We start from the raw sequence: 26,180 nt of genomic DNA, 5'->3' as shown, positions 1-26,180 counted from the left end.
CTTGTTCTCTCGGGATGTTCCGGTGACGACAAGCCGGAATCCGAGAAATCGACAGGGCCGGCGGGCAAGGGAACGCCCGGCGGGGAACTGCGGCCGATCGCCTCGATGCCGCTCGCTCACAAGGACGGCCCCGCGCACGTCGACCTGCTGGCGCTGAGCCGGACGGCGGCGAACACCGTCACCGCCCGATTCAAGATCGTCAATGACGGAAAGAACAAGATCGACCTGTCGGGGGCCGTCAACGAGCTCGGCGACTCCCTCGACCCGGACCTCGGCGACCCGCTGGCCGCCAGCGGGATCGGGCTCGTCGACGCCGCGAGCGACAAGATCTACTACCCCCTGCACACCACCACCTCGTCGCAGAACTGCGTCTGCACGGGCGTCTTCCAGAAGCCGGTCGGCCCCGGTGCGGCCATGGACGTCTACGCGACCTTCCCGTCGCCTCCCGCGAACCTCCAGAAGGCCACGCTCGTGGTCCCGCTGTCGGTGCCCTTCCAGGACGTGCCGATCACCGGTGATCCCGTGCAGCCGCTGCAGGGGCAGATCGACCCGGCCAAGGCCCAGCTGAAGAAGCCGAGGGTCCTCAACCTGCGAAGCCTCACCGAGGGGACCGAGCAGACGGTCGCCGACGACCCGAACGACAGGTCGGTGCGGCTGTCGGCCGATGTCCTGTTCGCCGTCAACAAGGCCGACCTGACTCCGCGGGCCGAGCAGCTCCTGCAACAGGTCGCCAAGCAGATCGACGCGTCGAAGGGCGCGACCGTCCAGGTCGACGGGCACGCCGACAACACCGGGAACGACGCGATCAACCAGCCGCTCTCCGAACGCCGCGCGCAGGCCGTCGCCGACCGGCTCAAGAGCCTGGTGACCAGGCAGGGCGTGTCCTACAAGGCGGCCGGGCACGGCTCGAAGCAGCCCGTGGCGACCAACGACACCGACGAGGGGCGCCGCAAGAACCGGCGGGTGACCGTGCTGTTCGCGCGCCCGCCCGCGCCGGCGCCGCCGCCCGTGAGCGGCGAGCCCTACAAGCGCGGCTCCTCGGCGGTGCTGGGTTCGGCGACCTTCAAGTCGGCCGCGGCCAACGGCCTCAAGGTCGAGGTCAACAGCCTGCACCGCGACTCGTCGGGGCTGACGATCCTGGTGTGGACGCTGCGCAACACCGGGCAGGGGTCGCCGGATGTCGGGCTCATGCTGGAGAAGCGGGCCAACATCCACGGATCCGCTCCGCAGCCGGCGCGGGCGGACACCACCGGCGGTGTGATGCTGTACGACGCCGCGAACCAGGTGCGCTACAACTCGCTGAGCACGCAGGCCGGTCCGTGCATCTGCAGTGAGGTGGCCCGGGAGGACGCGAAGAAGGTCCTCGGCCCGGGGGAGAGCGTCGTCCTCTACAACGCCTACGAGCCGCCCGCGAACGCGTCGAACCTCGAAATGCAGGTCCCCTGGGGCCAGGGCACCGACGCCGCCGACGCCGCGGTGAAGGGTCTGACCATCAGATAGCCGGGGACATGGACATGACCGTCGCGGAAGAGAAAAAGGACGAGCGGGACACTTCCGGCATCCGATCCGACCAGCGCGTCCGGTTGCCGTCGGCACGCACGCGTTCGTCCGTCATCTGGATGGCGCTGGGTTTCATGAGCGGCCTGGAGCCGCTGGACGACAACTCGTTCCTGACCCACCTCCAGACCGGACAGTGGATTCTCGCCCACGGTGTGCCGCACGGGGACATCTATTCCTACACCGTCCCGGGCACCGCGTGGATCGCCCAGTCTTGGCTGGTGGAGGCGCTCTACGCGGCCATCGACAAAACGGCCGGGCCCTCGTGGATCCTGATACTGGACTGCATCGTCAACGCGGCCATCGCCCTTCTGGCCTTCCGGCTCGCGGACCGGCTGCGCGGCGGGGCGCGGAGCGCCCAGCTGGTGCTGCCGGCGCTCGCGGTGTCGCTGCACTTCTGGGTCGAGCGTCCGCTCGTGTTCGGCATCCTGGCGCTCGTCCTGCTGATCTGGATCGTCGAGGTCCCGGACTCCCCGATAGGGCGGCGGCCGCTGGTCCTTCTTCCCGTCCTGATGTGCCTCTGGGCGAACGTCCACGGCTCCTTCGCCCTCGGATTCACCTATATCGCGTTGCATCTGATCGGTCGATGGCTGGAGGGCGCGGCGCCGTGGCGCGGCGCTGAGCGGCGCCTGCTCCAGGCGTCGGCCCTCGCGTTCGCGGCCTGTTTCATCAATCCCTACGGCTACCGCCTGGTCCTTTTCCCCGTCGACCTGGTGTCAAGGGGAGAGGTTCTCCGGAACGTTCAGGAATGGGGGTCGCCGGACTTCCGGACCACGCTCGGGGCCGCTTTCGCCCTCTGGATCGCGGTGTTCGTCATCGTCCTGGCAAGGGGCCCAGGAAAGGCGTCCACAAGGGATCTGGTGGTGACGGTCCCGTTCCTGCTGCTCGGTCTCTGGGCGCTGCGCAACATCGCCCTCGCGCCGCTGGTCGGGCTTCCGGTCGCCGCGCGCGTGCTCGGCACCCGCCCGGAACGGGAGGAACGGCGGCACATCGCCGATCTGGGGATCATCGCGCTGGTGGTGGCGGCGGTGGCGTTGTTCGCCGGCACGGCGCTTTCGCGCCCGGCGTTCTCCTTCGACAAGTACCCGGTCCGCGCCATGCGGGTGGTCGAGCAGAACGGCCTGCTCGGGCAGCGGCTGTTCACGACCCACACATGGAACGCGTATGTGATCCACGAATACTGGCCCCGGCAGAAGGTCTTCATGGACGACCGCTACGACATGTATCCCGTGGCATTCACCAAGGAGTACATGAAGGTCCGGGAAGGGGGTCCGGAATGGCGAGGGATGCTCGACCGGTATCGAGTGAACGTCGTCATATGGGAGACCGGCACCCCGTTGGCCGGGGCGATCGCCGCGGACCCGGGATGGCGGCAGATCTACCGTGACGGTCAGGCGACGGTCCTCGTCAGACGCTGACCGACGAGCCACCGCCGCCCGGCCCGGGCTCCGGCCGGATCAGGCCCGGTCGAGGCGGAAATCGTCGAAGGTCGCCTTCGTGGCAGGCTCGTACTGCAGGCGTCCCTCACGGCCGGCGACGATGCCGGCCGTGCCGGAGCGGAAGGGCGCGTTCCTGTCCGTCGCGACCGCCACCTGCCGGCCGTCGACGAGCGCCTTGATCTCGACACCGGCGCCGGAGTCGGTGCAGACACCGGTGACGCGTGCGCCCGACCCGGCGGTCCCGACCGGTGAGGACGACGTCGCGAGCACGGTGCCGGTCAGCTCGTCCCCCTTCCTGATCCGCATGGTCCCGTTCTGCGCGAGCAGGACGTCGTAGCGGTGGTGACCGTCGCTCCGGCAGTACACCCCGGCCTCATCGGCCGGATTCGCCGACTCGACGCGCACGGTAACGGTGATCTTCACGTTCGCGGGCGGGCCGGCCAGCGGGGCCCGCACGGTCTGGTGGTACCCCTGGCTGATCTGGGAGATCGTGAAAGCGCCCTGCTGGTACTCCTCGTACTCGCCGTTCCCGCGGCCGGTCGCCCAGCCCGATCCCGGGTCGGAGAAGTCGTCCGCGAGCACGGAGGCGTCGCCGGACGTCCCGCCGCCGCCGTTCGGCCACAGGAAGGTGGCGAGGCCCGCGGCGAGGGCCACCGCCCCGATCCCGGCGACCAGGGCGAGGCGCAGGCGGGACCGGTACCTGCCCGGCAGGCGCCGTGTGAAGCCGTCCTTCGTGGGCTGGACGCGCGGTCCGCCGTTCGGGGCGATCTCGGGAATGGTCGTCCCCACCAGCCCCACCGTCCGCGCCGCGCGCTCGGTGTCGCTCTGCCCCGTCAGCTCCCGCAGCAGCTGCGCCGGCGTGGGACGCTCCGACGGGTCCTTGGCCAGGGCCCGGAGGACGAGCTCCCGCAAAGGGGAGCTCAGCCCGTCGATCCGGGGTTCGCCGTACACGGTCTTGTAGAGGACCTCACCGACGTTCTCGCCCGCGAAGGGGAGCTGCCCGGTCCCCGCGTAGGCCACGACGCTGCCCCAGGAGAACACGTCCGCGGCGGCGGTGATGGGCTCGTCGACCAGCCCTTCCGGCGCCATGAACGCGGGGGTGCCCATGCTCTGGCCGGCACGCGTGATGCGATGGTCGGTGCCGATCCTGCGCGCGATCCCGAAGTCGATGACCCGCGGCCCGAACGGTGACAGCAGGATGTTCTCGGGCTTGAGGTCGCGGTGGACGACGCCCGCGCCGTGGATGGCGGACAGCGCGGTCGCGATGCCCGCGGCCAGCCCCTCCAGGTCGGAACCGCTCAGCGGGCCGTAGGTGGAGATCACGTGCTCCAGGGTCGGGCCCTGAATGTATTCCGTGACCACGTAGAAAGGCTCGCCGTCCATGTTCGCGTCAAGGACCGGTGCCGTGCAGAACGGACGGACCTGGCGCGCCGCGGTCACTTCTCGCCGGAAACGTTCGCGGAAGTCGGGGGTGCCCGTCATCTCCCGGTTAATGATCTTGATGGCGACCGGACGGCCGTCCGGGGCCTCGGCGAGATGGACCGTCCCCATTCCCCCTCTCCCCAGCTCGCGGCCCAGCCGGTAAGGACCGACATAACGGCCGGGCATCGCGGTCTCGTCAGTGTCCGCCGAAGGCATAGCGCTGACGGTAGCCAGGCCCGGAGGGTGCGGCAAGTAGCGCCGGACATGGGTCTCCAGGCCCAGGACCGGGTCCGGTGCCGAGCGGCGGGGCCGGTTCCGGCCAGGTCTGTAGACCCTGGGTAATCACGTCCGTATTACCTACCGTGCGGGGCCATGCGTGCCGTGTTCTCCGCCTGGTTCACGGCGAGTCTCCTCGCCGTGATGGCCCTCCTCGCACTGAAGGCGCTTGCTCCCACGACCGGCCAGGGCGAACCCGTGGACGAGTACGCCCAGGTTCTCCGGGTCCATCTTCCCTGGCTGCTGTTCTGCGTTCTCATGGCCGTCGCCGCCGGCAGTTACGTGCGGGAGTGGGCCAACGGCCTCGGGAGGGTCGTCGCCGCGCTGCCCGTTCCCGTGCTCGGCAGTTTCGTGGCGGCCTCCCTCGGCATCCCGTTCTCCGACACCGCGGTCGGAGTGGTGCTGCATCTGATCGAGGCGTCGCTCGGCGTCGTTCTCGGACTGGCGCTCTCCAAGACGCTTTCCCAGCGCTGGGCCGCGGAGACCGTCACCACCAGAGAACGGGGCACATGGCGGAAGAACCGCTGAACGCGGGGGACCGGCATGCGCGCCCGGGGACAAGGAAGTGAGCGTTGGGTCGCAGGACCCTGTCTCCTGGTCCCGAGTGCCCATTTTCTTCCGGATGTCGGGGTGAGGGACCCAAACGGACGTGGCCCGATATTAGGACCGGCAAGGGACCTGAGACTCTGGAGAGGACTCCGGCCGCCGCCCTAATTTCGGGGCATGTTGATCGAGCGTTCACGAGCGTTGCCGAATTCCCGTGCGGATCGGGAGCGGGGCGCGAGCAGCCTGGAATACGGCGCCCTGATCGTGGTCGCCGCCCTCGTGGTGGGCGTGCTGGGGACGCTCGTCAGCACCAAGGTCGAGGGGCATGTCAGCAACGCGATCTGCGACCTCTTCCAGGCGCAGTGCGCCGACACGCAGCAGCGGACGTCCGCGGACGGCGACGGCCCCGGCCCGGAGCCGAGCCCGAGCCCCGGCCCGCCCGTCCCGCAGCCACCGCCTCCGAAGCCGTCCAAGGAGCAGACCGAGACCGAGTCCGTCCTGAACGAGACTCAGCTCGGCCGGGACGCCCTGAAATGGGTGAAGGACCACGGTGTTCGGGTCGTCTACCGGGCGGGCGGCGGGTCCTACTACGACGGTGACGCCAACGTCTTCTACGTCGACACGAACCAGACCCCCGAAGAACGGGCCAACACGTTCGTGCACGAGGTCAACCACGCCGAGCACCGCGACGATCCCGACATCGACGATCTCAGCCGCGAGGACTTCATCGACAAGTCCATCGACGAGGAGACCGAGGGCACGGTCGAGGCGATCCAGAACAACCAGCAGCTCCAGAGGAACCGCGGTGGGAACTCACCGGACACCTTGCTGCAGCAGGAGTACGAGGATGCGTACAACGACGCCGTCAGGCGCGAGAACGCGGCGCGCGCGAAGGCGCAGCGACCGCCGCTGGACGCCGCCGGCGAGAAGGCGGTCGGGGAGAAGGCAGGGCGTGAGAGAGTGAAGCAGGCGTTCGTGAATGGAGAAGTCGTCTCGTCCGTGGACGGAAACAAGTACGCCGACAACTATGGGAAGGCATGGGATGACGCGCACGACTGCTTCCTGTGGATCTTCTGCTGAGCGGCGCCGTCCAGGCCGTCGCGCCGTGAGCGTGACGCTGGCGCTCCCGGCCTTGCTGCTGGCCCTGCTGCTCACCGGGTGCGGGTCCGGAGGCGACGCGGGAGCCGGGGGAACCAAGCCGAACACGCGCCCGGACGAGCGGCTCCGCCAGACCATCAGCAAGGGGCTGGTCGCCGCCGGCCGGCAGGAGGAGGCGCGGATCGTCGCGCTGAGCGGCAGCCGGCTGACGCCGGTCACCGCGCCGTTCCTGCGGACCTGGAAGATCTACCGCGTGGACTACCGCCAGTCCCCCCACCCGGTGCTGCTCCACGTGGCCACGGGCGGCGGCCGGGTCGAGCTGCTGACCGGCGCCCCGAGCGCGTTCGGCAAGGTGACCGCGGCCGACGGCACGACCGTCGGGGACGCGGCCACGGCGGCGGCGCTCGCGCGCACCTATGTGGAGACGACCCGTCCCGGCGGCGTCCTCACGTACGTGGTCGGACGGGTGGAGGACATCAGGTTCCGCCCCGGCATCACCGGCGCCGCCGCGAAGCACCGTGACGAGATCGTCAGCCGGTACCGCTCGCGCATCAAGGCGCCGGCGGCCGTCGCCGCGGGCAAGGACTTCACCGCGACCGTGTACGTGGTCAAGGACAAGGAACTGCAGAAGCACGACATCAAGGTCTCCGCGTCCGGGGCCATCGACGACGGCGTGGACACGCTCGTGCCGGATCTCCCCGTCCCCTACACCCTCTGACGGCCGCCGGTGTACACAGGGGGCCGTCAGAGGGTGTAGGGGACGGTCTGCGGAGGGTGCTGCTGTGTTGGAGGCGTTCGCGGTCGTCGCCGCGGTGGCGTTCATGCTCGGCTGGCTGGAGACCCTGGCGGCGCTGGCGCGGATGCTGCGCACCCGCGCCTGGCCCGTGACGACGTGCACCGCCCTGGAGATCAGGGAGAAGGACCACTACGAGGACGGGACGCGGCACACCCTGTACTCACCGGTCGTGGAGTTCACCACTCACGACGGCCGCCACGTTCGGGACGTCCTCGGTGACTGGTCGACCGGGCTGATTCTCAAGATCGGGGAATCGGCGCGGCTGAGGTACAACCCGGCGCGGCCCGAGCAGTTCCGGCTGACCGGGTTCGGTCGCAGCGGTCTGAGCACGAGGTTGTTCATCCTGTTCTTCGCGCCCACCGCCGCCTGCCTCATTCTCTGGTGGTTCGTCTTGAGGCCCTAAGACCCTATCGCGGGGTGGCGGTGACCATTACGGTGCCGAACCATGACACGCCCCTTAACTCGCAGGCGTCACGACCGTGGAGCCTCGGGACTCGAATACGGCGCGGTGATCGCCGTCGGGGCCCTTGTCGTCGCCGTCCTCGCGTACGCCGTCTCCGGATCGTTCCGTGCGAACGTCGAGCCCGCCCTCTGCCGTCTTTTCGGCGGGGAATGCAAGGCGCAGCAGCCGACCGCGAGGCCGCTCGACTGGACGAAATGCAATATCAACGACGCCAACCGTTCCATGGGATTCAACGCCGCGTTCCGCGGGATCAGGGGCGACCTCGCGGGCAAGGACCAGATCGTCACCCAGGTGAATCCGGCCACGGGAGAGAAGAGCGCGCAGGTCACGCTCACCGGCAAGGGCGGTCTCGGTGTGGAGACGGGTGACCGGACGGACGTCGGCAAGCTCGGCGGGCTGAACGACAAGCTGAAGGCCGGCAAGAACGGCAAGATCGACGTGTCCGCCTTCGCCGGCATGAACACCGAGCTCGGCTTCCGGTACGACTTCAACGAGTCCGAGGGCGGCGACCCGTACGGGCGCGCCCAGCGCTTCCTCGACACACGGCGCGGACCGACGTGGAAGCGGGTGCTGAGCGGTCTCGGCGGGACCCAGGGCGAGGCGCTGGAGAACGGCGCGGCCACGGCGGTGAACGGCATCCGGCGAGGCTGGAACTGGCTGCGCGGCAAGGACTCGCCCGAGCTCGACAAGGAGGGGCTGACGCCGACGGCGGTCACCTTCCGCGTCGGCGGCGAGGCGTCCGCCGGTGGGAAGTGGAGCGGCAAGAAGGGGCTCGACGACAAGGACCCCGGCAGGCCGAAGGCGGATCTCGGCCTGGACGCCGGCGGTGAGGGCAAGGCGACCGCGGCCGGCGACGTCACCATCGTCGTGGACGACAAGAAGGCTCCGCAGAACAACGGCATGCGGATCTTCACCCAGAAGTTCACCGCCGACGCCAGCGGAAAGATCCAGGGCGGCATCGACCTGAAGCGCATGCTTCCCAGCACGTGGGCCGGCGGCCCCAAGACCGCCCTGGAGGGCGGCGTCGGCATCGCCGGCACCCAGACGGTGATCTTCGACAGGAACGGCAACCCGGTGCGGTTCATCATCCAGCTCGACAAGGAATGGAAGGGCGGCGGGTCCGTCACTCTGGGCGGCGACCGCAAGGAGAACCAGGGCATCACCGGGAAGGGAAAGTCGACCGTCGGGCACAAGACGAGCGATCTGTACAGCCTGGACCTCACCCAGCCGGAGAACCGCGCGGCCTTCGACCGGCTCTTCATGACGGTCGGCGGCATGGCCGCGGTGCCCAGAATCCAGCACCCGGAGCATTTGGGCCAGGCCCTCGACCAGTACGGCCGGGCGTTCCAGCGGCACGGGCAGCTCGCCCATTTCGAGTACGACACCAGCGGGAACACCATCGAGGGATCGGGTGCCAACGGCGAGAAAGGCATCAAACGCAAGGGATTCGGCGTCGGACTGAACAACGAGCAGACGTGGGCCAAATACCGTTCCGGCCGGTACTTCGACAACCAGGCGCCGCAGGCGGGTTGGCAGGCGCTCGCGAACTGCCCGCAGGGCCGATCCGGGGAGGCGGAATGAACACCGGCAAGAGGCGTCCGGCGGTGTCCGCCCTGGCCCTTCTGGCGACCGTCCTGCTGGCGGCGGGCTGCGGCGGGCAAGGCGAGTCGGAGGGCGGCGAGCCGGGAGGCGCCAGGGCCTCCGCCGCGCGAAGCGCGCAGGCCGGATCGGTGACGGTCGCGACGCTGTCGTTCGTGCCTCCCGACAAGATGGTCCGCATCGAGCCGACGGAACAGGATGTCGTCCTGGAGATGTCGCTCGGGGGAGCGACGGACGCTCCCGGGCAGGACGTTCCGCCTCCCGGCGTCCAGGTCTTCCAGGGCGGGCGCGATCTCGCCAACGTGAGCGTCCGGGTGGGCCTGATCGAGGCGAGGCTCAAGGCCGACGCGCCGGACGCCCAGGTGACCAAGCGCGTGGTGAAGGTTCCCGGGGCGGCCGAGGCGGCGGTGATGGAGACGGTCTACCCGTCGGTCGCCGCCAGGCAGCTCGACCTGGTCATCGGGACGGCGGCGGGGCCGCAGTACGACGTCCGGTACGGGGGGCCGCGGTCCGCCTTCGACCAGGCGGGCGCGCAGCGGATCGTCTCGTCCGCCAGGATCTCCGGGGGCGGCTCGTGATCCCCGTGAAGGCGGTCCTGGCCGGAGTCGCGGCGACCTTTCTCGGGACGATGCCGCTGATCGTCGTCCTCGGGTTCGCGCAGGAGCCGGAGACGGAGCCCGGGCCCGTCCTGACCGGGCTCTCGTGGCTTCTCGGAACCGTCGTCCGGGCGGGCGGCGGTTACGTCGCCGCGAGGATGAGCGTCCGGACCGGCGACCGGGCCCGGGTGGCCGGCGCGGGCGCGATCGCCGGCGCCGTCGGCTACGCGGTCTTCCTCGCGCTGATGGTCACGCTCGCCGCGCTCGGCGGGGACCCCGGCCTCAGCGTCGGGGACGCGCTCGGCCTGCCGGTGTGGACGGCTCAGGCCGCGCTCGGCGGCGCCCTCGCCATGGCGCTGCACCGGGGGCACATCGCGGCGGAGGCCCGGACCTCGTCCTGGGCCTACGGGTGACGGCCATTTCTCATTGGGCCTCAGGGCCCTGTCGCCCGTTTAACGTGATCATTAAGATCTTTCGGGAATTCGCCGATCTCGGGGTGATGGGGCGCAGATGCTGCGACGGATCAGATCCGCTGGCAGGCCGGGGAACGACGCGGGGGTCGCCACCTCGGTCCTGGTCATGGGCATGGCCGTGGCCCTCGCCGCGGGATTCCTGGCCTTCGGGCGCATCGCGCAGGCCGGGGACATGCGGAACCAGGCGCAGATCGGCGCGGACGCGGCGGCGCTCGGAACCCTCGCTCCCCTGCGCGACCAGGCCGTCGACATGCTGCTCCAGGGCATCGAACCCTCGGCCGCGGGCTACTGGCTGGTCGGGGCTCCTCCCAAGAGCGCGGCGGAGAAGTACGCGGACGAGAACGACGTCCACACGACCGATGTCCGGCTGAGCGGCACGCTCGGCAATACCGCCATGGTGAAGGTCGCCACCGACCGGTGCCAGCTCAAGAACAAGGACGAGCTGACCGAGAAGGAGAAGGACGACCTCCGGCACAAGCGCAACCTGTGCACGGACTCACGGGGGAAGAAGGGCATCGGGCGCTCGGGAACGGCCCAGGCGATCGCGAAGATGTTCGCGCCCGACTGCGAGTACATCGCCGCACCTCCCACCAGCCCGGAGGACACCGGCATCGGCGGGATCGCGAAGGTCATCTGCGACGGCAATGTCCAGGCCTTCCCCAACGGGAACCGGGAACGGGTCACCAAGCTGTTCAAGATCCGCTTGGTCGACGACGAGGACCCGATCGAGTACAACGGCCTGCCGAACGGGCTCGGGCCGTCCGGCGGCGGCGGGGTCGTCGCGTCCAAGTGCGCCAAGACCGGCGACAAGCCGGCCGAGAACCTCAGCTTCGGCGGCGCCGTCGTCGCCTGGGCGCTGTGCTGGCTCGGCACCCCGTACGCGTGGGGCGGCGGCAACACCAGCGGTCCCACGCGCGGTATCTGCTGTTCCCCGGGCGGTTATGACGGACGCCTGTACTTCGGCTTCGACTGCAGCGGACTCACGCTGTACGCCGTCTACCAGGCGTCCAAGGGACGGATCGCGCTGGGCCACTACACCGGGAACCAGGTCGCGGACCCGCGCGGGGTGCCCGTGCCGACGAACGCGCTCCAGGCGGGCGACCTTCTCTTCTTCGGCTCACCGCCCCATCACGTCGCCATCTATTACGGCGACGGCAAGATGGTCGAGGCACCGCAGACCGGCGACGTGGTCAAGATCTCGCCGCTGCGCTCCGTCACATCCGCCCGCAGATTCGGCTGAGGGGCCCGTTCGCTTTTCGGGTCCCCCTCTGGGCCTGGGGGCCCTGGGAACCCTGAGCTGCGGAAATTATGGTTCCGGGCATGCGAGAACAACCTCGCCGAATGGGCGGCCGAGAGCGGCGCGACAGCGGCGCCAGCGCGATCGAGTACTCGGCTCTGATCAGTATCGGAGCGGTGCTCATCGTGATGCTCGCGCTCCTGGTGCCCAATCCCGTCGGGCCGGCGGTGAAGAAGGCACTCTGCGACCTTTTCCGCATGGACTGCGCGGCGGAGAACTACGACTACAAGCCGCCGGCCTCGGCGTGCATCACCGGTCTCGACTCAAAGAAGGCCGGCTACTCGGTCACGGCCTTCTCCATCAAGGTCGGGCAGAACTTCCAGTTCGTGAAGACCACGTACGCGGACGGAAAGGTCCGCATCATGATCGTCCCGGCCGACTACAAGCTCGGCGCCGAGGCGGAGATCGGCGGGAAGGTCCAGTTCGGCAAGAAGTCCTTCGGCGGGGAGCTGGGCGCGAAGGTCGAGGGGTCCGTCAACTTCAAGTACGGCGACACCTGGGTCTTCAACAGCGACAAGGAAGCCGGCGAATGGCTGGACGACGTCAAGTGGGACCTCGCCCGCAAGGAGGGCGAGAAGGTCAGCCCCGGGCTCTGGCTGTACGACAAGATCACCGGGTGGGAGCCGCGCACCCGCGACCCGGAGATCACGCAGTGGGAGGTCGGCGCCGAGGGCGTGCTGAAGGGCGCCGCCGGGTTCGGCAACCTGACCACGGACTCGTCCGGCAAGAAGACCGTGAAGGACAGCGGGACGGGCCTGGAGATCGAGGGCTCGGCCGGTGACGCCGTCCTCGTCACGAAGGACAACACCGGCTCGGAGAAGGACGGCTACCCGAAGACCACGTACACCTTCCAGGTGAAGGGCACGGTCAAGGGCGGCGCGAAGGCGTTCGGCTATGGACCGGGCGGCGAGCGGACATACATCGGACAGACGAGGGTGACCTACGACAAGAACGGCCGGCTGACGGGCATCACCTGGATCACCACCCAGGAGACCAACGACAGCGAGGGCTACAAGAACCCCGGGAAGAAGAACGTCAGCGGTAAGGACACCGACAAGCAGGTGTCCACCACCACGACCACGGTCAACTTCGACGACTCCAACCGCGCCATCGGCGAGAACTGGATCCGCAACAACGCGTTCCTGATGCCGTTCCAGACCGTCCGGAACGCCGCCGACGAGAACGGCGCGTTCGTGGCGCAGGACCCCGGCCCGAACGCCGACCCGCTCGACCAGCTGATCTACAGCCGCGGCCTGGTCAACCGGAACGTCTACGCCGGCAACGTGGACGAGTTCAAGATCGGCGCCGAGATCGCCGCCGAGATCAAGTTCGGCATCGAGGGCGGATACGAGGGAGAGCAGCAGCAGATCGTCGATTCCCAGTACCTTGGACCACCGCAGAACGGTCAGCGGACCTTCCAGCAGTGGCCGGAGTGTGCGAAGTGAGAGGGCGGCGATGGGTGCGAAGAGGCTGACGATCATGGCGGCGACGGCCGCCCTGGCGGTCGCCGCGGGGGCCGCGGGGTGCTCGTCCGGCGGGTCGGGGAAGACACCGGAGGGGTCCGTCCGGGGTGACGCGAAGGTGCTGTCGGTCGCCTACCCGAAGGACTGGCAGCGCGGGCCCGAGTCGGACATCGCGCTGTCGATGCAGGCACCGGGGCAGGCCGCCTTCCTGTCGGTCATCAAGGACGTGTCCGACCGGGGCCGCCAGGAGATGCTGCAGTCGACCATCGAGGCCGGCCCGATGATGAACGCGAAGGGCTACCGCCGCACGGAGGCGAAGGAGATCAAGGTGGCCGGCGCGAAGGGCGCCCTCCGCGTCGACTACACCTTCAACGATTTCAGGGGAGCGGCGGGCACGCCCGGCGAGGGCGTCGACGTCGGGGTGATCGGCGCGAACGGGCACGTCCACACGATCCGCCTCGTCTGGCAGCGCGGCAAGCTCGACGACGAGGTCGTGGACGGCGTCGTCGACTCGATCAAGGTCCGCTGACATGGTCAGGATGCTCGGCGCCTGGGGCGTGGCACTGGTCGTCTGGCTGGTGGGTTTCACGATCGTGGCCCAACTGGCGTCCGGCGCGTCCGGCGGCGAGCGGCTCTCCGACCTCGATCGCACGGTGCGGCTCGACCTGCCGTGGGTGCTGATCAGCATCGCGATGGTCGTGGCGGCCGGGGCCGTCCAGCGCGACCGGACGCACCAGGTGCGCTGGTTCGCCGGCATCCTGGCGATCCCCGTGCTGGCGATCGTGGTCGGCGCGGCGGCTCCCATCGGCGGTGACGGCGATCCGCTGGCCGTGGTGCTGTACGTCGCCGAAGGCGTGGCGGGCGCGGCCGCCGGGGCGGCGGCCGCGGCCGTGCTCAGCGTCAAGGCCGAGGAGCGCGGCGGCGGGTACTGGTGATGTCGGACTGGCTCCTCGGGCTCATCGCGCTCGTTCTGGGCGTCGCCCTCGTCGTGGCCGGAATCCACCGCTACCGGACGGGACGCGCGTTCCTCGCGTCGGCGCAGCGGGTGCCGGGGATGGTCACCGGAATCCACCGGGTCGAGACGACCGACTCCTACGAGTTCTTCCCCGTGCTGCGATTCAGGACGCTGGAGGGCGCGGAAGTCGAGACGGTCGGGCAGACCAGGGGCGGGTCGTACGAGCTGACCCGGCTCAAGGGAACGGCGGTCCCCGTCCTCTACGACCCGCGGAACCCCCGCACGGCGCGCATGGACACCTCGTCCGGCCGCGGCCTGGCCGGTTCGCTCGGCATGGCGGCCATCGGCGCCGTCTTCGCCGTCCTCGGGATCGTCATGCTGCTCCTCATGGCGGCCTGACATCGGCGGCAAGGGCCCGCGCCCTCCGAATGCCCGGTAAATGCCCGGTAAATGCCCGCAATTTCGGAGTGGCTCATCGGCCATTCTGACAATGTGCGTCGTTGGGCCCCGGAATGGGCCCGCAGGCCCTGGGGATGATTGATCGCCGAACTTATTCTTGGGGAATGCGAATCGGAACCGGCCGGGAACGCCCGCGCTGCGACGGCGGGGCGGCGGCCCTTGAGTACGCGGCGCTGCTGGTCGCCGCGTCGCTAGTGATCACCATGCTGCTGGTGTTCGTCCCCAATCCGGTCGAACCCGAAGTCAAGGCCGCACTCTGCCGGCTCTTCGGCGGTACGGACTGCAAGGCCGAATCGTACGTGTACAAGCCGCCCGCATCGGCGTGCGTCGTCGCTTCCGACTCGGCGAAGGCCGGGGCGTCGGTCACCGTGTTCTCCGTCAAGGTGGGAGACAACGTCCAGATCGTGCGGACCACGTACGCCGACGGCACGGTTCGCATCACGCTCGTGCCCGTCGATCTCAAGGTCGGTGTGGAAGCGGGCGTCGGCGGCAAGGTCCAGGTGGGGAAGAGCAGTTACGGCGGGGAGCTCGGCGCCAAGATCGAAGGGTCGCTCAACTACAAGTACGGCGACACGTGGATCTTCCCGAACGGCGAGGCCGCCGATCAGTGGACGAAATACATGACGGCCGAGATGGCCGGCACCCTGGCGGAGGCGACCGGTATCGGCGGGTACATCTTCGACACGTCCTTCAAGTACATCGGGCGTCCCGAGGACCATCCGGCGAGGCACGAGCCCGAGATCAGCCAGCATGAGATCAGTGTCGAGGGGGCGCTGAAGGCCGGTGTCGGCTTCGGTCCGCTGAGCAACGACTCCTCGGGGAACAAGTCGGTGAAGGACATCGCGACGGGCGTCGACATCGAGGGCAAGGTCGGCGGGTCCGTTCTCATCACGAACGACAACTCCGGGAAGCCGGAGGACGGCTACCCGACGACGTCGTACACGTTCCAGGTGAAGGGCTCGATCAAGTACGGCGCCAAGGTCGTCGGCTACGGACCGGGAGGCGAGGGGAGCTACACCGGTCAGACGAAGGTCACCTACGACAAGGACGGCCGGCTGAAGAGCATCACCTGGGTCACCATGCAGGAGACCAACAACAGCGAGGGGTACCAGAACCCGGGGAAGGCGAACGGAAGCGTCAAGGACACCGACAAGCAGGTGTCCGTCACCACGACCACGGTGAACTTCGACGACTCGAACCGGGCGGTCGGTGAGGACTGGCTCCGGACGGCCGCGTTCCTGCCCCCGGGCCAGGCGACCTTCAACGCGGGCGGCGAGGACGGGGCGGTGGTCGCGTCGCAACCGGGACCGAACTCCAGTGAGATGAACCAGCTGATCTATAACCAGGGCCGCGTCACCAGGAACGTGTACGCCGGGGACGTGGACGAGACCAAGGTCGGGATCTCGGTCGCCGCCGGGCTCAAGTTCGGCATCGAGGGCGGCGTCGAGACCGAGTCACAGAAACTCGTCGGCTCCCAGTATCTCGGCCCTCCGCAGAACGGCCAGCGCACTTTCCAAGAATGGACCGAATGCACGGGAGGTTGACGGGGGAATGGTCAGGATGCTCGGCGCGTGGAGCGCCTCACTACTGGTCTGGGTGATCGGTTTCGCGATCGTCGTCCGGGTGGTGCCCCGCCCGGAGCCCGGCGTGTCCCTGTCCGGACTGGAGCGGCTGGTCCGCGTCGACCTGCCGTGGGTGCTGATCAGCCTCGCGATGGTGGCCGCCGCCGCGGCCGTCCTGCGGGCCCGCGGCGGCCCGGTGCGCCGGGCCGTGGGCGTTCTCGCGGTCCCGCTGCTCCTCACCGCGGCCGGTGTCGCTGCGCCGCTCAACGGGCAGGCCGGCATGCTCGAGTTCGTGATCTACGTGGTCGAGGGCGTCGGCGGCGCCGCCGCCGGCTTCGTCCTCGTCACCCTCATCGCCCGCAAGGACGAGGAGGACGTCACAGCCGGGTACTGGTGACACTGCCGGGTACTGGCGACCCGGCCGGCCCGCTCATCCGCTCAGGGGCGGCGGACGGCGACGAAGACGCCGGGGGCGGGGGACGCGACCCGGAAGGCGGCCGGATCGAACTGGGCCGGGCGGAAGAGGATCGTCCCGGTCACGCGCAGCCCCTTCCAGACCAGCTGCCCACCCCGACCACGGAGCACGAACACGTCGATCGAGCCGAAGCGGGTGTGCCGGGTGGCCTCCGCGAACGCGGCGGGATCGGTGATGAGGGCCAGCCGCTCTAGTTCCGCGTACCGGTCGTCGTAGCGGGTGGGGCCCTGGGCGCCCGACCGGTCCACCCCGATGAAGCCGCGCCAGGGCAGGAACGCGAACACCTGCTCGTCGTGGGAGAGGACGCGGGGGCGGCGGTCGCCGGGCCGGGTCGACCGCACGAGCCTCTCGATCTCCGCGACCGGCAGGTAGTCCCAGTCGGTGATCCCGACGGCCCTGGCCAGCCTCACCGGATCGCCGGTCTCGGGACTGCTCTGCGGGAGGCCGCCGTCCGGCGACCGCTGGTAGTGCGCCAGTGCCGCGAGGGCGGGACCCGACCTGTCGGTCGCCGGGGCGCCGTCGCTCATCCTCGGCATCCACGAGGTCGCGTAGCCCGCGGCGGTCAGGCCGACCAGCGCTGTGGTGCCGAGGACGCCCGCGCCCGTCACGAACGGGCGGCGCATGCGCCGGGACAGCCACCCCGTGACATGGGGCATGGCGGTGGCGGCGCTCAACGTCGCGCCCGCGAGCAGGGAGATCTCGATCAGCGGCAGCGTGTAGTAGAAGAGCCCGCTGTGCCCTGTCGCCGACCAGCGGACCATGTTGACCGCCCGGTAGACATAGCAACCGCCGATGACCGCCAGCAGCGGAGGCGCCCACCACTGCCGCCGCACGTACCGGAGGAGCCCGACCAGCCCGGCGAGCTCGGCGAGAGCGACCGGGTGCAGAGAGAGGAAGGGGAACGGCTGCTCGGAGATCCTCTTGCTGTCGAAGGTGTCGCCCACCTGCTGCCCTCCGGCGAGCATCGCCCCCACGTACGGGACGGTGTACCAGGCGGTGACGACGGCCACCACCGCCGTGATCCGCGCGAGATACCCCAGGTAGGCGGATCTGTCGGGTTCTTTGCGCCAGGTCCACCAGCCGAGCACGAGCAGGCCCGGCACGGAGAAGACCACCCAGGCGTGGTACGTGAGGCACACCGCGCCGGTGATCAGGCCCGCGGCGAGCCAGGGGAGCCGGCCGCGCGGCGGGCGGGCGAGCACCGAGAGCACGAGCGGGACGAAGACCGCCAGCGCCAGGACCTCGTGCGGTTTGGACGGCACACCGAAGACGAGCAGCTGGGCGACAGAGATCATCAGTGCCGGGACCGGGGTGGTCAAGCGGCACCACAGCGCGAAACCGGCCACGACCGAGGCGGAGACCAGCAGCGCCTCCGCGGTGCCGAGAAGCCTCCAGGCCGGCGTGTCCACGAGAGCGGCGACCTTGCCGACCACGAACGGGAGCAGCGGCGGGTACTCGGACGGGGCGCCGACGATGCCGTCGTCGGTCGTCCATGAACGCGTGTACTGGACCGCCATCGCGGTGATGCGGCCCGTGTCCCCGTGGACGCCGCCATAGCCGAAGGGCGTGCCCGCGAGCGCGGTCCGGATCACCAGGGCCATGAAGGAGGCGAGCACGCCGGCGGCGGCTCCCACCACCGCCGGCCCGCGGCTGCGCAGCGCGACCCCGCCGAGGAGCAGGGCGGCGACGGCGGCGACCTGGAGCGGGAGCCGGAAGCCCTCGGGCGTGAACGGGGACAGGTCCAGCAGCGAGGGCGCCGAGAACGCGACGGGCAGGGACACCAGCCAGGTCACCAGGGCCACCGAGCCGGGGTTGCGGAGCAAGCGGCGCAAGGCGCGTTCCGATCGCGGGGTGTCGTCCGCGGGCCGGCCGCCGCCGGTCCGCTCCTCCGTGCGGTCGACGGCCTGTTCATGCGGCATGACGCCATCCAACCCCGATCCGGGCGCACCCGACTGGGCCCACAGGCCCAACCTTGGCCCCAAAAGGCGCCGTCTCGGCCCGGCGGGCCTGTGCCCGCCGGGCCTCGTCCGGGTAACGTCCGTCGCCATGAGCGCCGAGGCGGAGCCCGCTGGTGAGATGCGGCGCCGGCCGGGCCCCCGGATGGGCCTTCTGACGCACAGCGCGATCCGCTACCTGATCATCGGCGGGCTGAGCTTCGCCGTCGACTTCGGCGTGCTGTTCGTCGCGCACGGGATGCTGGACGTCCGCCTGCCGGTCGCCACGACCGCGGCGTTCCTGACGTCCTTCGCCGTCAACTTCGGGCTGAACCGGGTCTGGTCGTTCGGCAGCCGGGCGCCGGTCGGGCGGCAGCTGGTGCGCTATGTGGGTCTCGTGGTCGTCAATACCGTGGTGACGGTCCTGCTGGTCTCCGGGCTGGCGGCGGTCGGCGTGCAGTATCTCGTGGCCAAGACGATCGTGACCGGCGGGCTCGTCGCGCTCAACTACGTGGCTTATCGGGTGTGGGTCTTCCGCTGACGGTCGGGACGGCCTCCGGAGCGGCGGAACCGTCGGCGTCCTCCTGACGGCGCCGGCGCCGCCGTCCGAGATACGCCCCGCACAGCATGCCCAGAAGGCCCAGGAGCCCGAGCGCCGTCCCCGCGGGCAGGCCGGGCGGCGTGTAGCGGCAGGAGATCCGGGTCGCCGACCCGTCGATCGGGACGGCGATGAGCCCGCCATGGCTGCCGGGGCGTCGCGCGGGACCGTCCCCGGAGGCGCACCTCCACCCGTCCACGCGCGGAACGGAGACCACGGCCACCCCGGGCCGGCCGGCCGGGATCCCCGCCTCGATCCCGTGCCCGCTCACCCGCACCCATCGGGCGCCGTACGCGCGCAGTCTCTGGACCGCCGCGTGCAGCAGGGCGGGGTCCACGCACCCGACGACGGGGACGGGAGAGGCCTCCGCACCGGCCGTGGTGGCGATCTTCAGGGTTCCACTGCGCGGAACGGTGCCGAAGGTGACCATTCCGGGGCTGGCGGATTCCCGGAGGGTCTCGCTGGACCGGGGCGTCCAGCCGGCGACGCTGGAACCGGGGGCACAGGTCACCACGGCCTCATAGCGGGCGCGCCGGTCGTCGTCCGCGGGGATCTGCGGCGTGCCCCGGGACGACGCCGGCGGTGGCGCGCCGCCGGCGGGGGACCACCGGACCTCTGGGAACCGGTAGACCGCGGAGCCCAGCACGGCCTCCTGGACGCGGAACGGGTCGGTGCCCGGCGCGGGCGTTCGCGCGGCGGGCCGGAGCGTCACCAGCGGCGGCGTCGCCCACCGGACGGGTTCCCCGCCGGCCGTGGCCCGCGCGCCCACCGCGAAGATCGCGTCGAGTACCGGGCTGTCCGCGTCCAGCACGTGCCGTCCCTGAGTGCTCCGCAGGTCGTAGGGGAAACCCAGTGCGATCAAGGTCCGGGACGTGCCGAGCGGAAGCACGCTGCTGTAGTAGGCGGCGCCCTGCGCGCCGAGGAGCAGGGGGTCGTTGGCCGTGAAGCCGGGCCGTCCGGACACCGTCCGGTAGCGGGGGAACGCGTCGGCGGAACGGATCGCCTTCGCCCGCCGCTCATGCGCGGCGTTCCACGCCGGGCTGGTCCCGAACCGCAGCGACCGGCGCTGGTCGACGACCACGGCGGTCACCGTCTGCTCGACGGCGACGACGGCCGTCAGGGCCGCCGCGGCGGCGACGAGGACCGTCCGGGCGCCCCGGTCGCCGGGCCGGTGCTCCGCCCGGCGGGCCGCCCGCACCGTCGCGGCGGCGGCCACGGCACCGGCGACCAGCAGCGCGACCGCGTGCCGGGAGGTCAGCGGGCTCACCAGGGCGACGAGGATCAGCACCGCGTGGAAGCCCGCGGCGAAAAGGAGCGGCCGGCGTCCGGGCCGTCCTTCCGTCACGCCGATCCAGCCCGCGATGACCAGCGCCGCGCACAGCGTGAACGCTCCGCGGAACGGGCTTCCGTCGGGTGGGTCGAAGCCGTTCCACACGTACTGCCCGGGACGCTCGAACGACAGGGCGAGCAGCAGCGGCAGCGACGTCCAGACGACGCGGGTCCGCCGGGGGACGGTGCGGTCGAACGGGAAGGCGGCCACGGCCAGCAGCACGAGCGTGCCGACATAGATGCCCGGGCTGTTGCCCACGTCCTCCGTCGCGGGCAACAGCCGGGCGAGAAGGACCAGGGGGGAGACGTCGAAGGCGAACCCGTCGGTCTTCGGGGCGTTCGAGACGGCCAGAAAGGTCGGGACGAACAGCGGCATCACGAGTGCGACGCCGCAGGCCGCCGCCGCCGTGTACCGGATCCCGAATTCCAGCCGGGCCCGCCACGACATCTCCATCGACAGGACCCGGGCCAGGACGATCGCCACCGCGCCGATGGTCGCCATGTAGGCCGAGTAGAAGTTGAGGTACCAGGCCGCGGCGAAGATGAGGACCCCCGGAACCCATCGGCGCCGTCGCACCGTCCATTCTCCGACGAGGCACAGCAGCGGAAGGAAGATCAACCCGTCGAGCCATTGCGGAACGTAGGCCGCGTCGTCCACGGCCCAGGCGCAGAGGCCGTACGCCGCGCCGAAGAGACCGAGGAGGAGGCGAGGACCGCGGGGGGCGATGGCGTTGAGGTAGACCGTCATCGCCACGGAGGCCAGCGCCATCCGGCCGGCCGTGACGATGAAGATCGCCAGATCGATGCGCTCCGCCGGGAACAATGCGGCGACCAGGGCGAGCGGGCTCGCCAGATAGAGGTAGAAGTCGGCGAGGAAAGGGACGCCCATTCCGCTGTTCCAATTGAAGAACAGGTCGCCCTCGGCCGTGCCCCGCAGCAGGCCCGCCAGATGGGCGTGCATCGGAACGAACTGATTTCCGAGATCGTTGAGGCTGCGGGATTCGCTGCCGAACGGCACCGTCCCGCGCACGAATCCGGAAAGGCAGAATACGCTGAGGGTCAGGACGGCGGAGAGCGTCTTCGCGCCGGGGGCGACGTGCCGGAGCCTTCGGGGCATGGTGCGCTCGATCCACCCCATCAGGCCCGTTCCCCGCTCTTCGGTGCGCCGTTCCCAGCTCAGCGATTCATGTTACTGACAGCCCGTATCGAGAGAAAGGTGCTGCTCGGCCGCGGACTGGAAACAGGTCCTGGGGCCCTGTTTCCGGCGGGGTGCGGGCGGCGGGGTTTCTGGGCCCTGGGGCCCATTCATGAGGGTGTGCGGGCCCATTTCGGCGTTAGGCTCTCCCGGAGCGGTCTTCCCGGGTGCTACATGTATTCCTGAACACGCCTGAATATGCCCTCGGGCTTGCGGGGCGAGGAGGCCGCGTGTACAAGGACCTGATCATCACGGCCGTCGTCCCGGCCCACAATGAAGAGGCCCTGATCGGCAAAACGATCAAGGGAATGCCCGAACTGATCGATCACATCGTCGTGGTGGACGACGCGTCGACCGACGAGACCTCCCGGCAGGTGACCGAAACGGACGACCCCCGGGTGGTGCTGATCCGGCACGAGACGAACACCGGGGTGGGCGGCGCCATCGTCGACGGCCACCGCGCCGCCCTGGACCTCGGCTCCGAGGTCAACGTGGTCATGGCCGGCGACGCCCAGATGGATCCCGACTACCTGCCGGCCCTGCTCGACCCGATCGCCGACGACGGATACGGGTTCACCAAGGCCAACCGGTTCTTCGCGCGGGAGGCCCTGGCCGGGATGCCGCTCAGCCGGCTGCTCGGCAGCACGGTGCTGTCGTTCGCCACCAAGCTCGCCAGCGGCTACTGGAACCTTTTCGACCCGCAGAACGGGTACACCGCCGTCACGCGCGAGGCCTTGTCGCGGATCGACCTGCGCCGGCTCGCCAGTGGGTACGCGTTCGAGAACGATCTGCTCATCTGGCTGAACATCGCCGGAGTGCGGGCCAAGGACGTGCCGGTGCCGGCCGTCTACGGGGACGAGGTGTCCGGCATGCGTCTGCACAAGGTGATCCCGCAGATCGGCCGGCTCCTCCTCGTCGGGTTCTGGCGGCGCATGATGCGCAAGTACGTGGTGCCGTCCTTCTCTCCCGTCGCCCTCATGCTCTTCACCGGCCTGCTGCTCTGCGCGGTCGGGATCGTCATCGGGATCTGGGTGTCCCTGCACAGCCTCGGCGAGGCCACCGCCAGCGCGGGCAGTGTCCTGCTGGCCGTCGGCCCGCTGCTGGTGGGGATCAACATGCTGGTCCACGCGCTCACCCTGGACATCCAGTCCACACCCGACTGAGCGGCCGCGGCCGGCCGGTTCGGGGCCCGGGAGCCCATGTGCGGGAGGCGGTGCGGCCGATCGAACGGCGCGGGGAGAGCCCCCGGTCGGTTAAGGTTCCGGGGGCCGTGCAGCCGCCGGATCGGTGCGAGGGGCGATGATCGAGTTCCTGCTGGTGCCCGCCGGGCTCGTCGTGGGCCTGCTCGTGGCGCCGATGGCGACGCCGTACGCGGGCGAGGTCTCGCGCCGCGGCCAGGTCGTGGTCGGTCTCGTCACGGCCGCGCTCTTCGGCCTCCTCGGGTGGCGGGCCGGGCTGGAGCCCGTCCTGCCGGCGCTGCTCTATCTGGCGGCGGCCGGCACCCTCCTCGGCTTCATCGACGTCCAGGTCAAGCGGCTTCCCGATCGCTTCACGCTGTCCTCGTACGGCATCGCGGCGGCGCTCCTCGGCGCGGCGGCGCCGTTCACCGACGACGGCCTGCGCAGGGTGGAGCATGCCCTCATCGGAGGGGCCGTGCTGTTCGCTCTGTATCTCGTGCAGGCACTCGCGGTTCCGTCCGGGATCGGACTGGGCGACGTGAAGCTGTCCGGCGTGCTCGGCCTCTACCTCGGATGGTTCGGCCAGGACGCGTGGATCATCGGCCTGCTCGCCACCTACCTGTTCGGCGGCCTGGTGGCCATCGGCATCATGATCGTCCGCCGGACGCGCAAGGGCGAGTTCCCGTTCGGTCCCTACATGCTCGTCGGCGCGCTCGTCGGCGTCCTCTCCGCGATCGCCTGACTGAGGAACGATCGGCGGTCAGTCACACGGCTTCTTCCCGGCCTTGACGCCTCCGCCGATCCTGTTGATGGCGGGCGGGGCCAGCCGGACGCCGTTCTCGCCGATGACGAGCCGGACGCCGTCCCGCGGACCGGCGGGGTCGGCGGTGAGCATCGCGTTCGGGACGTCCCGTGCGAGCGCCGACGCCTGGGCCTCCGCGGGCGGCGCGTAGACGAGGCGGCTCTCCGGCGCGCCGGCGGCCTTCTCCACCTTCTTCGCCACCTTGTAGCCGCGCTGCCGGAGCTGCTTCACGACGCGCTCGACCCGCGAGTCCCGTGCGCCCGCGTCGACGACGGTGACGTTCACCTTGCCGGGCGCGGGCGGCGCCGGCTTCGCCGGGCCGGGCGAGGCCGGCGCGGCGGGCAACTCGTCGTCATGCCGGATCGCCTCGAACAGCGGTTTCGCGAGGGCCTCGTTCCACTGGACGCGGTTGGGATCGGGCGCGTACCCCTCCACCGGGACGGTCACGAAGCGCACCTGGCCGGCGCTCATCCCCTTGAGCCCGTCCGCCAGCTTCCGCATCCCGGCGAGGTCCAGATCGTCGTCCGTCGTCATCGACTTCGTCGCGGCCTTGAGGAACTTGTACGTCTTCGCCGGGTCGGTGAGGACGGAGCCGCTGGTGGCCTTGTCGACGACCGCCGCCATGAACTTCTGCTGCCGCTCGATCCGCTCCAGGTCCGAGCCGTCGCCGAGCGAGTAGCGGGCGCGCACGTAGCCGAGCGCCTCGTCGCCCTTCACGGTCTGCTTGCCGGCCGGCAGATGGAGCTCGGCCCGCGGGTCGTTGACGGGCTTGTCGACGCAGATCTCGACACCCCCCAGGGCGTCGACCATCCGCTTGAAACCGGCGAAGTCCACCTGCACGAAATGGTCGATGTGGATGCCGGTGAGCGATTCCAACGTCTTCCAGGTGCACGTCGGCCCCGCGAACGCGAACGCCGCGTTGAGCATCCCGAACTGCGCGGGGACGGTGCCGCCCTTCTCCTTCTCGCACGCCGGGATCTTCACCATCGAGTCGCGCGGGAAGCTGATCCCGACCGCCTGGTCCCGGTTCGGCGAGAGGTGCAGCAGGATCGTGGTGTCCGACCGCGCCCCGGCCATCCCGGGCACCGCGTACTCGGAGTTCTCGCCCTCCCGCGTGTCGGACCCGATCAGCAGGATGTTGAGCGACTTGTTCAGCTTCTCCGGGCGGTTCGCGCCGAGCCTGTCGTCGACACTCTCCTGGTCGATGCCGCCGACCAGGTCGTGATAGAGCCACGCCGCCCCACCGCCCCCGACCAGCAGCACGGCGACCGCACCGACGGCCACCCACCGCCAGACCCTCCGCCGCCGCTTCCGGCCGCCACCGCCGGCCGGCCCCTCACCGGGCTCCTCCCCGTCCGCCTCGTCTTCATCGGACGCTTCCGCACCCTCACCATCGGGCCGCTCCGCCGAGCCGGCGGCCTCACCGTCGCCGCCGGCCGCGTGGGCGGGAGCGACGTCCTGGCTCACGTCCGCGGCGTCGCCGTCCTCTGCCGTCGAGCCGACGGCTTCGCCGTCGTCCTCGACCGCGTGCCCGGCCGGGTCGTCCGGGGCTGCGGGGGTGGTGTGGGCGGCGGTCTCCCCCGCGAGGTCGTCGCGGCGAGGGGCGTTGTCGCTCATCGGTCCCGTCTCGGGCGGGCCCTGTCGAGGGCGCGTGGTCTGCGTGGTTCGTCATTTTATGGAGGGTGCTGATCACGAAGGAACGAGCGCCTCCACTTGTTGGATGCCTAAGCCGCCCGTTCTGTTGACAAGATGGCGTAAATGGGGACCTCTCCGGCGGGGTGGTTTTCCGTACGATCGATGCCGTGAACGCGGGGTGGGTGATCGGCGGTCGGTTCACCATGCTCGACCGGATCGGCTCGGGGGGCACGAGTCGTGTGTGGCGGGCCTACGACCGCGTGGAAAGGCGGTACTGCGCCGCCAAGCTGGTCCGGCAGCCGGGGCCGACGTCGATGCTGCGGGTCGTCCGGGAACGGGCGCTCCGGCTGGCGCACCCGCATGTACTGACCCCCTACGCGTCATGCATGGCCTACGAGGACGTGCTGCTCGCCATGGATCTCGTGCGCGGGGGGTCGCTGGAGACGCTCCTCGGCGACTACGGCAGGCTGCCGCCCGCGTACGCGGCCGAAGTCCTGGATCAGCTGCTGGCCGCATTGAGCCACATCCACGGGGCCGGGGTCGTCCATCGGGATGTGAAGCCCGCCAACCTCCTGCTGGAGCCGAGTCCCGTCGGGGCGCCGCATGTGCGCCTGGCCGATTTCGGGATCGCGCTCGGCGAGGACGGGCTGCGCTTCACCACGACCGGGTTCACCGTGGGGACGCCCGGCTACCTGGCGCCCGAGGTGCTCGACTGGAACCTGCCGGGCCCTCGCCAGGACCTCTACGCCGCGGGCATGGTCGCCTGGCGCATGCTGACCGGCGCCGGTGATCCCGAGCCGCACCAGCGGGTCGGCGCGCCGCCTCCGGGCGTGCCACCCGTGCTGTGGGCGGCGGTGGCACGCCTGTGCGCCGCCGACCCGGCACATCGTCCGGCCAGTGCCGACGCCGCCCGCGGCGCCCTCGCCGAGTGCCGCCTCGACCTGCGGTTCCCCGTCCGAACCCTGGACGGCGAGCCCCTGCAGATCTTCGACCACCTGGGCCCGCCACCCGGCTGAGGCCGGTCCGGCACGGG

The 26,180-nt window shown here is 70.3% G+C and carries 24 protein-coding genes; 20 read left to right on the top strand and 4 right to left on the bottom strand.

Translation table 11 applies throughout. The features are described from left to right. The first annotated feature begins 105 nt into the window (after positions 1-105). Entirely contained in the window at positions 106-1,500 is a 1,395-nt protein-coding gene (locus tag K8Z49_RS19165) for an OmpA family protein (RefSeq protein WP_412520116.1), read from the top strand. 14 nt (positions 1,501-1,514) lie between these two features. After that, positions 1,515-2,975 carry a hypothetical protein gene (locus tag K8Z49_RS19160; protein ID WP_412520114.1) on the top strand — a complete coding sequence of 487 codons (1,461 nt, stop codon included), beginning with the start codon at positions 1,515-1,517 and terminating at the stop codon, positions 2,973-2,975. A 39-nt stretch (positions 2,976-3,014) separates the two neighbouring features. On the opposite strand, the gene K8Z49_RS19155 is transcribed toward K8Z49_RS19160, so the two are convergent. After that, positions 3,015-4,604 (bottom strand): serine/threonine-protein kinase, encoded by a 1,590-nt coding sequence (locus K8Z49_RS19155; RefSeq protein ID WP_075020887.1) that lies wholly within the window; start codon positions 4,602-4,604, stop codon positions 3,015-3,017. A gap of 186 nt (positions 4,605-4,790) precedes the next feature. Between K8Z49_RS19155 and K8Z49_RS19150 the strand changes: the two genes are divergently transcribed. The 14 genes from K8Z49_RS19150 (at position 4,791) to K8Z49_RS19085 (ending at position 16,398) form a co-directional block, all read left to right on the top strand. Then, positions 4,791-5,222, top strand: coding sequence for a hypothetical protein (locus K8Z49_RS19150; RefSeq protein WP_075020888.1), 432 nt, complete (start codon positions 4,791-4,793; stop codon positions 5,220-5,222). A gap of 195 nt (positions 5,223-5,417) precedes the next feature. Continuing rightward, complete coding sequence (locus K8Z49_RS19145) at positions 5,418-6,320, top strand: hypothetical protein (protein WP_412520113.1); 903 nt, start codon at positions 5,418-5,420, stop codon at positions 6,318-6,320. Positions 6,321-6,345: 25 nt separating this feature from the next. After that, entirely contained in the window at positions 6,346-7,056 is a 711-nt protein-coding gene (locus K8Z49_RS19140; protein ID WP_412520111.1) for a hypothetical protein, read from the top strand. A 64-nt stretch (positions 7,057-7,120) separates the two neighbouring features. Beyond that, positions 7,121-7,537, top strand: coding sequence for a DUF3592 domain-containing protein (locus tag K8Z49_RS19135; RefSeq protein ID WP_021594684.1), 417 nt, complete (start codon positions 7,121-7,123; stop codon positions 7,535-7,537). A 105-nt stretch (positions 7,538-7,642) separates the two neighbouring features. Next, a complete protein-coding gene (locus K8Z49_RS19130; RefSeq protein ID WP_412520109.1) occupies positions 7,643-9,178 on the top strand; it encodes a hypothetical protein in 1,536 nt (511 codons plus the stop codon). Further along, a complete protein-coding gene (locus tag K8Z49_RS19125; protein WP_412520107.1) occupies positions 9,175-9,774 on the top strand; it encodes a hypothetical protein in 600 nt (199 codons plus the stop codon). The genes K8Z49_RS19130 and K8Z49_RS19125 overlap by 4 nt, the downstream gene beginning before the upstream one ends. Next, complete coding sequence (locus tag K8Z49_RS19120) at positions 9,771-10,205, top strand: hypothetical protein (RefSeq protein ID WP_412520105.1); 435 nt, start codon at positions 9,771-9,773, stop codon at positions 10,203-10,205. The genes K8Z49_RS19125 and K8Z49_RS19120 overlap by 4 nt, the downstream gene beginning before the upstream one ends. 97 nt (positions 10,206-10,302) lie before the next feature. After that, a complete protein-coding gene (locus K8Z49_RS19115; RefSeq protein WP_075020890.1) occupies positions 10,303-11,505 on the top strand; it encodes a C40 family peptidase in 1,203 nt (400 codons plus the stop codon). A gap of 101 nt (positions 11,506-11,606) precedes the next feature. After that, positions 11,607-13,007, top strand: a complete 1,401-nt coding sequence (locus K8Z49_RS19110; protein WP_412520103.1) for a hypothetical protein — start codon at positions 11,607-11,609, stop codon at positions 13,005-13,007. Positions 13,008-13,017: 10 nt separating this feature from the next. After that, positions 13,018-13,554 carry a hypothetical protein gene (locus tag K8Z49_RS19105; protein ID WP_021594690.1) on the top strand — a complete coding sequence of 179 codons (537 nt, stop codon included), beginning with the start codon at positions 13,018-13,020 and terminating at the stop codon, positions 13,552-13,554. Position 13,555: 1 nt separating this feature from the next. Beyond that, positions 13,556-13,960 (top strand): hypothetical protein, encoded by a 405-nt coding sequence (locus tag K8Z49_RS19100; protein ID WP_021594691.1) that lies wholly within the window; start codon positions 13,556-13,558, stop codon positions 13,958-13,960. Beyond that, the gene (locus K8Z49_RS19095; RefSeq protein WP_021594692.1) at positions 13,960-14,379 is read left to right on the top strand and encodes a DUF3592 domain-containing protein; all 420 of its coding nucleotides are present in this window, start codon (positions 13,960-13,962) and stop codon (positions 14,377-14,379) included. Before K8Z49_RS19100 ends, K8Z49_RS19095 begins: the two co-directional genes overlap by 1 nt. A 164-nt stretch (positions 14,380-14,543) precedes the next feature. Continuing rightward, positions 14,544-15,983 carry a hypothetical protein gene (locus K8Z49_RS19090; protein ID WP_412520100.1) on the top strand — a complete coding sequence of 480 codons (1,440 nt, stop codon included), beginning with the start codon at positions 14,544-14,546 and terminating at the stop codon, positions 15,981-15,983. A gap of 7 nt (positions 15,984-15,990) precedes the next feature. Continuing rightward, positions 15,991-16,398 (top strand): hypothetical protein, encoded by a 408-nt coding sequence (locus K8Z49_RS19085; protein WP_075020895.1) that lies wholly within the window; start codon positions 15,991-15,993, stop codon positions 16,396-16,398. A gap of 41 nt (positions 16,399-16,439) precedes the next feature. Here K8Z49_RS19085 and K8Z49_RS19080 read toward each other — a convergent pair whose 3' ends face one another. Further along, complete coding sequence (locus K8Z49_RS19080) at positions 16,440-18,395, bottom strand: arabinofuranosyltransferase (protein WP_021594695.1); 1,956 nt, start codon at positions 18,393-18,395, stop codon at positions 16,440-16,442. 127 nt (positions 18,396-18,522) lie between these two features. Here K8Z49_RS19080 and K8Z49_RS19075 point away from each other — a divergent pair, with 127 nt between their 5' ends. Further along, entirely contained in the window at positions 18,523-18,951 is a 429-nt protein-coding gene (locus K8Z49_RS19075) for a GtrA family protein (protein WP_033329922.1), read from the top strand. On the opposite strand, the gene K8Z49_RS19070 is transcribed toward K8Z49_RS19075, so the two are convergent. Then, positions 18,914-21,475, bottom strand: coding sequence for a YfhO family protein (locus tag K8Z49_RS19070; protein ID WP_412520097.1), 2,562 nt, complete (start codon positions 21,473-21,475; stop codon positions 18,914-18,916). The genes K8Z49_RS19075 and K8Z49_RS19070 overlap by 38 nt on opposite strands. Positions 21,476-21,762: 287 nt before the next feature. On the opposite strand from K8Z49_RS19070, the gene K8Z49_RS19065 reads away from it, so the two are divergent. After that, positions 21,763-22,695 (top strand): glycosyltransferase family 2 protein, encoded by a 933-nt coding sequence (locus K8Z49_RS19065; protein ID WP_021594298.1) that lies wholly within the window; start codon positions 21,763-21,765, stop codon positions 22,693-22,695. Between the two features lie 136 nt (positions 22,696-22,831). Further along, positions 22,832-23,452, top strand: coding sequence for a prepilin peptidase (locus tag K8Z49_RS19060; RefSeq protein ID WP_412520095.1), 621 nt, complete (start codon positions 22,832-22,834; stop codon positions 23,450-23,452). A gap of 18 nt (positions 23,453-23,470) precedes the next feature. On the opposite strand, the gene K8Z49_RS19055 is transcribed toward K8Z49_RS19060, so the two are convergent. Continuing rightward, entirely contained in the window at positions 23,471-25,129 is a 1,659-nt protein-coding gene (locus K8Z49_RS19055; RefSeq protein WP_412520093.1) for an LCP family protein, read from the bottom strand. 185 nt (positions 25,130-25,314) lie between these two features. Between K8Z49_RS19055 and K8Z49_RS19050 the strand changes: the two genes are divergently transcribed. Then, positions 25,315-26,163 carry a serine/threonine-protein kinase gene (locus K8Z49_RS19050; protein WP_412520091.1) on the top strand — a complete coding sequence of 283 codons (849 nt, stop codon included), beginning with the start codon at positions 25,315-25,317 and terminating at the stop codon, positions 26,161-26,163. Positions 26,164-26,180: the final 17 nt, after the last annotated feature.

This window comes from Actinomadura madurae, from assembly GCF_047130825.1.
In the GTDB taxonomy this organism is placed as follows: Bacteria; Actinomycetota; Actinomycetes; order Streptosporangiales; family Streptosporangiaceae; genus Spirillospora; species Spirillospora madurae.
The sequence above is the reverse complement of the archived record's forward strand: the minus strand, read 5'-3'. Positions and strand labels throughout refer to the sequence as shown.

What these genes read in the sequence shown, in the direction of transcription:
- K8Z49_RS19165 (WP_412520116.1), top strand. Translation starts at nt 106, where the DNA reads ATGCCGCTCGCTCACAAGGACGGCCCCGCGCACGTCGACCTGCTGGCG.
- K8Z49_RS19160 (WP_412520114.1), top strand. Translation starts at nt 1,515, where the DNA reads ATGACCGTCGCGGAAGAGAAAAAGGACGAGCGGGACACTTCCGGCATC.
- K8Z49_RS19155 (WP_075020887.1), bottom strand. Translation starts at nt 4,604, where the DNA reads ATGCCCGGCCGTTATGTCGGTCCTTACCGGCTGGGCCGCGAGCTGGGG.
- K8Z49_RS19150 (WP_075020888.1), top strand. Translation starts at nt 4,791, where the DNA reads ATGCGTGCCGTGTTCTCCGCCTGGTTCACGGCGAGTCTCCTCGCCGTG.
- K8Z49_RS19145 (WP_412520113.1), top strand. Translation starts at nt 5,418, where the DNA reads ATGTTGATCGAGCGTTCACGAGCGTTGCCGAATTCCCGTGCGGATCGG.
- K8Z49_RS19125 (WP_412520107.1), top strand. Translation starts at nt 9,175, where the DNA reads ATGAACACCGGCAAGAGGCGTCCGGCGGTGTCCGCCCTGGCCCTTCTG.
- K8Z49_RS19115 (WP_075020890.1), top strand. Translation starts at nt 10,303, where the DNA reads ATGCTGCGACGGATCAGATCCGCTGGCAGGCCGGGGAACGACGCGGGG.
- K8Z49_RS19110 (WP_412520103.1), top strand. Translation starts at nt 11,607, where the DNA reads ATGGGCGGCCGAGAGCGGCGCGACAGCGGCGCCAGCGCGATCGAGTAC.
- K8Z49_RS19105 (WP_021594690.1), top strand. Translation starts at nt 13,018, where the DNA reads ATGGGTGCGAAGAGGCTGACGATCATGGCGGCGACGGCCGCCCTGGCG.
- K8Z49_RS19100 (WP_021594691.1), top strand. Translation starts at nt 13,556, where the DNA reads ATGGTCAGGATGCTCGGCGCCTGGGGCGTGGCACTGGTCGTCTGGCTG.
- K8Z49_RS19095 (WP_021594692.1), top strand. Translation starts at nt 13,960, where the DNA reads ATGTCGGACTGGCTCCTCGGGCTCATCGCGCTCGTTCTGGGCGTCGCC.
- K8Z49_RS19090 (WP_412520100.1), top strand. Translation starts at nt 14,544, where the DNA reads ATGCGAATCGGAACCGGCCGGGAACGCCCGCGCTGCGACGGCGGGGCG.
- K8Z49_RS19085 (WP_075020895.1), top strand. Translation starts at nt 15,991, where the DNA reads ATGGTCAGGATGCTCGGCGCGTGGAGCGCCTCACTACTGGTCTGGGTG.
- K8Z49_RS19080 (WP_021594695.1), bottom strand. Translation starts at nt 18,395, where the DNA reads ATGCCGCATGAACAGGCCGTCGACCGCACGGAGGAGCGGACCGGCGGC.
- K8Z49_RS19075 (WP_033329922.1), top strand. Translation starts at nt 18,523, where the DNA reads ATGAGCGCCGAGGCGGAGCCCGCTGGTGAGATGCGGCGCCGGCCGGGC.
- K8Z49_RS19070 (WP_412520097.1), bottom strand. Translation starts at nt 21,475, where the DNA reads ATGGGGTGGATCGAGCGCACCATGCCCCGAAGGCTCCGGCACGTCGCC.
- K8Z49_RS19060 (WP_412520095.1), top strand. Translation starts at nt 22,832, where the DNA reads ATGATCGAGTTCCTGCTGGTGCCCGCCGGGCTCGTCGTGGGCCTGCTC.
- K8Z49_RS19055 (WP_412520093.1), bottom strand. Translation starts at nt 25,129, where the DNA reads ATGAGCGACAACGCCCCTCGCCGCGACGACCTCGCGGGGGAGACCGCC.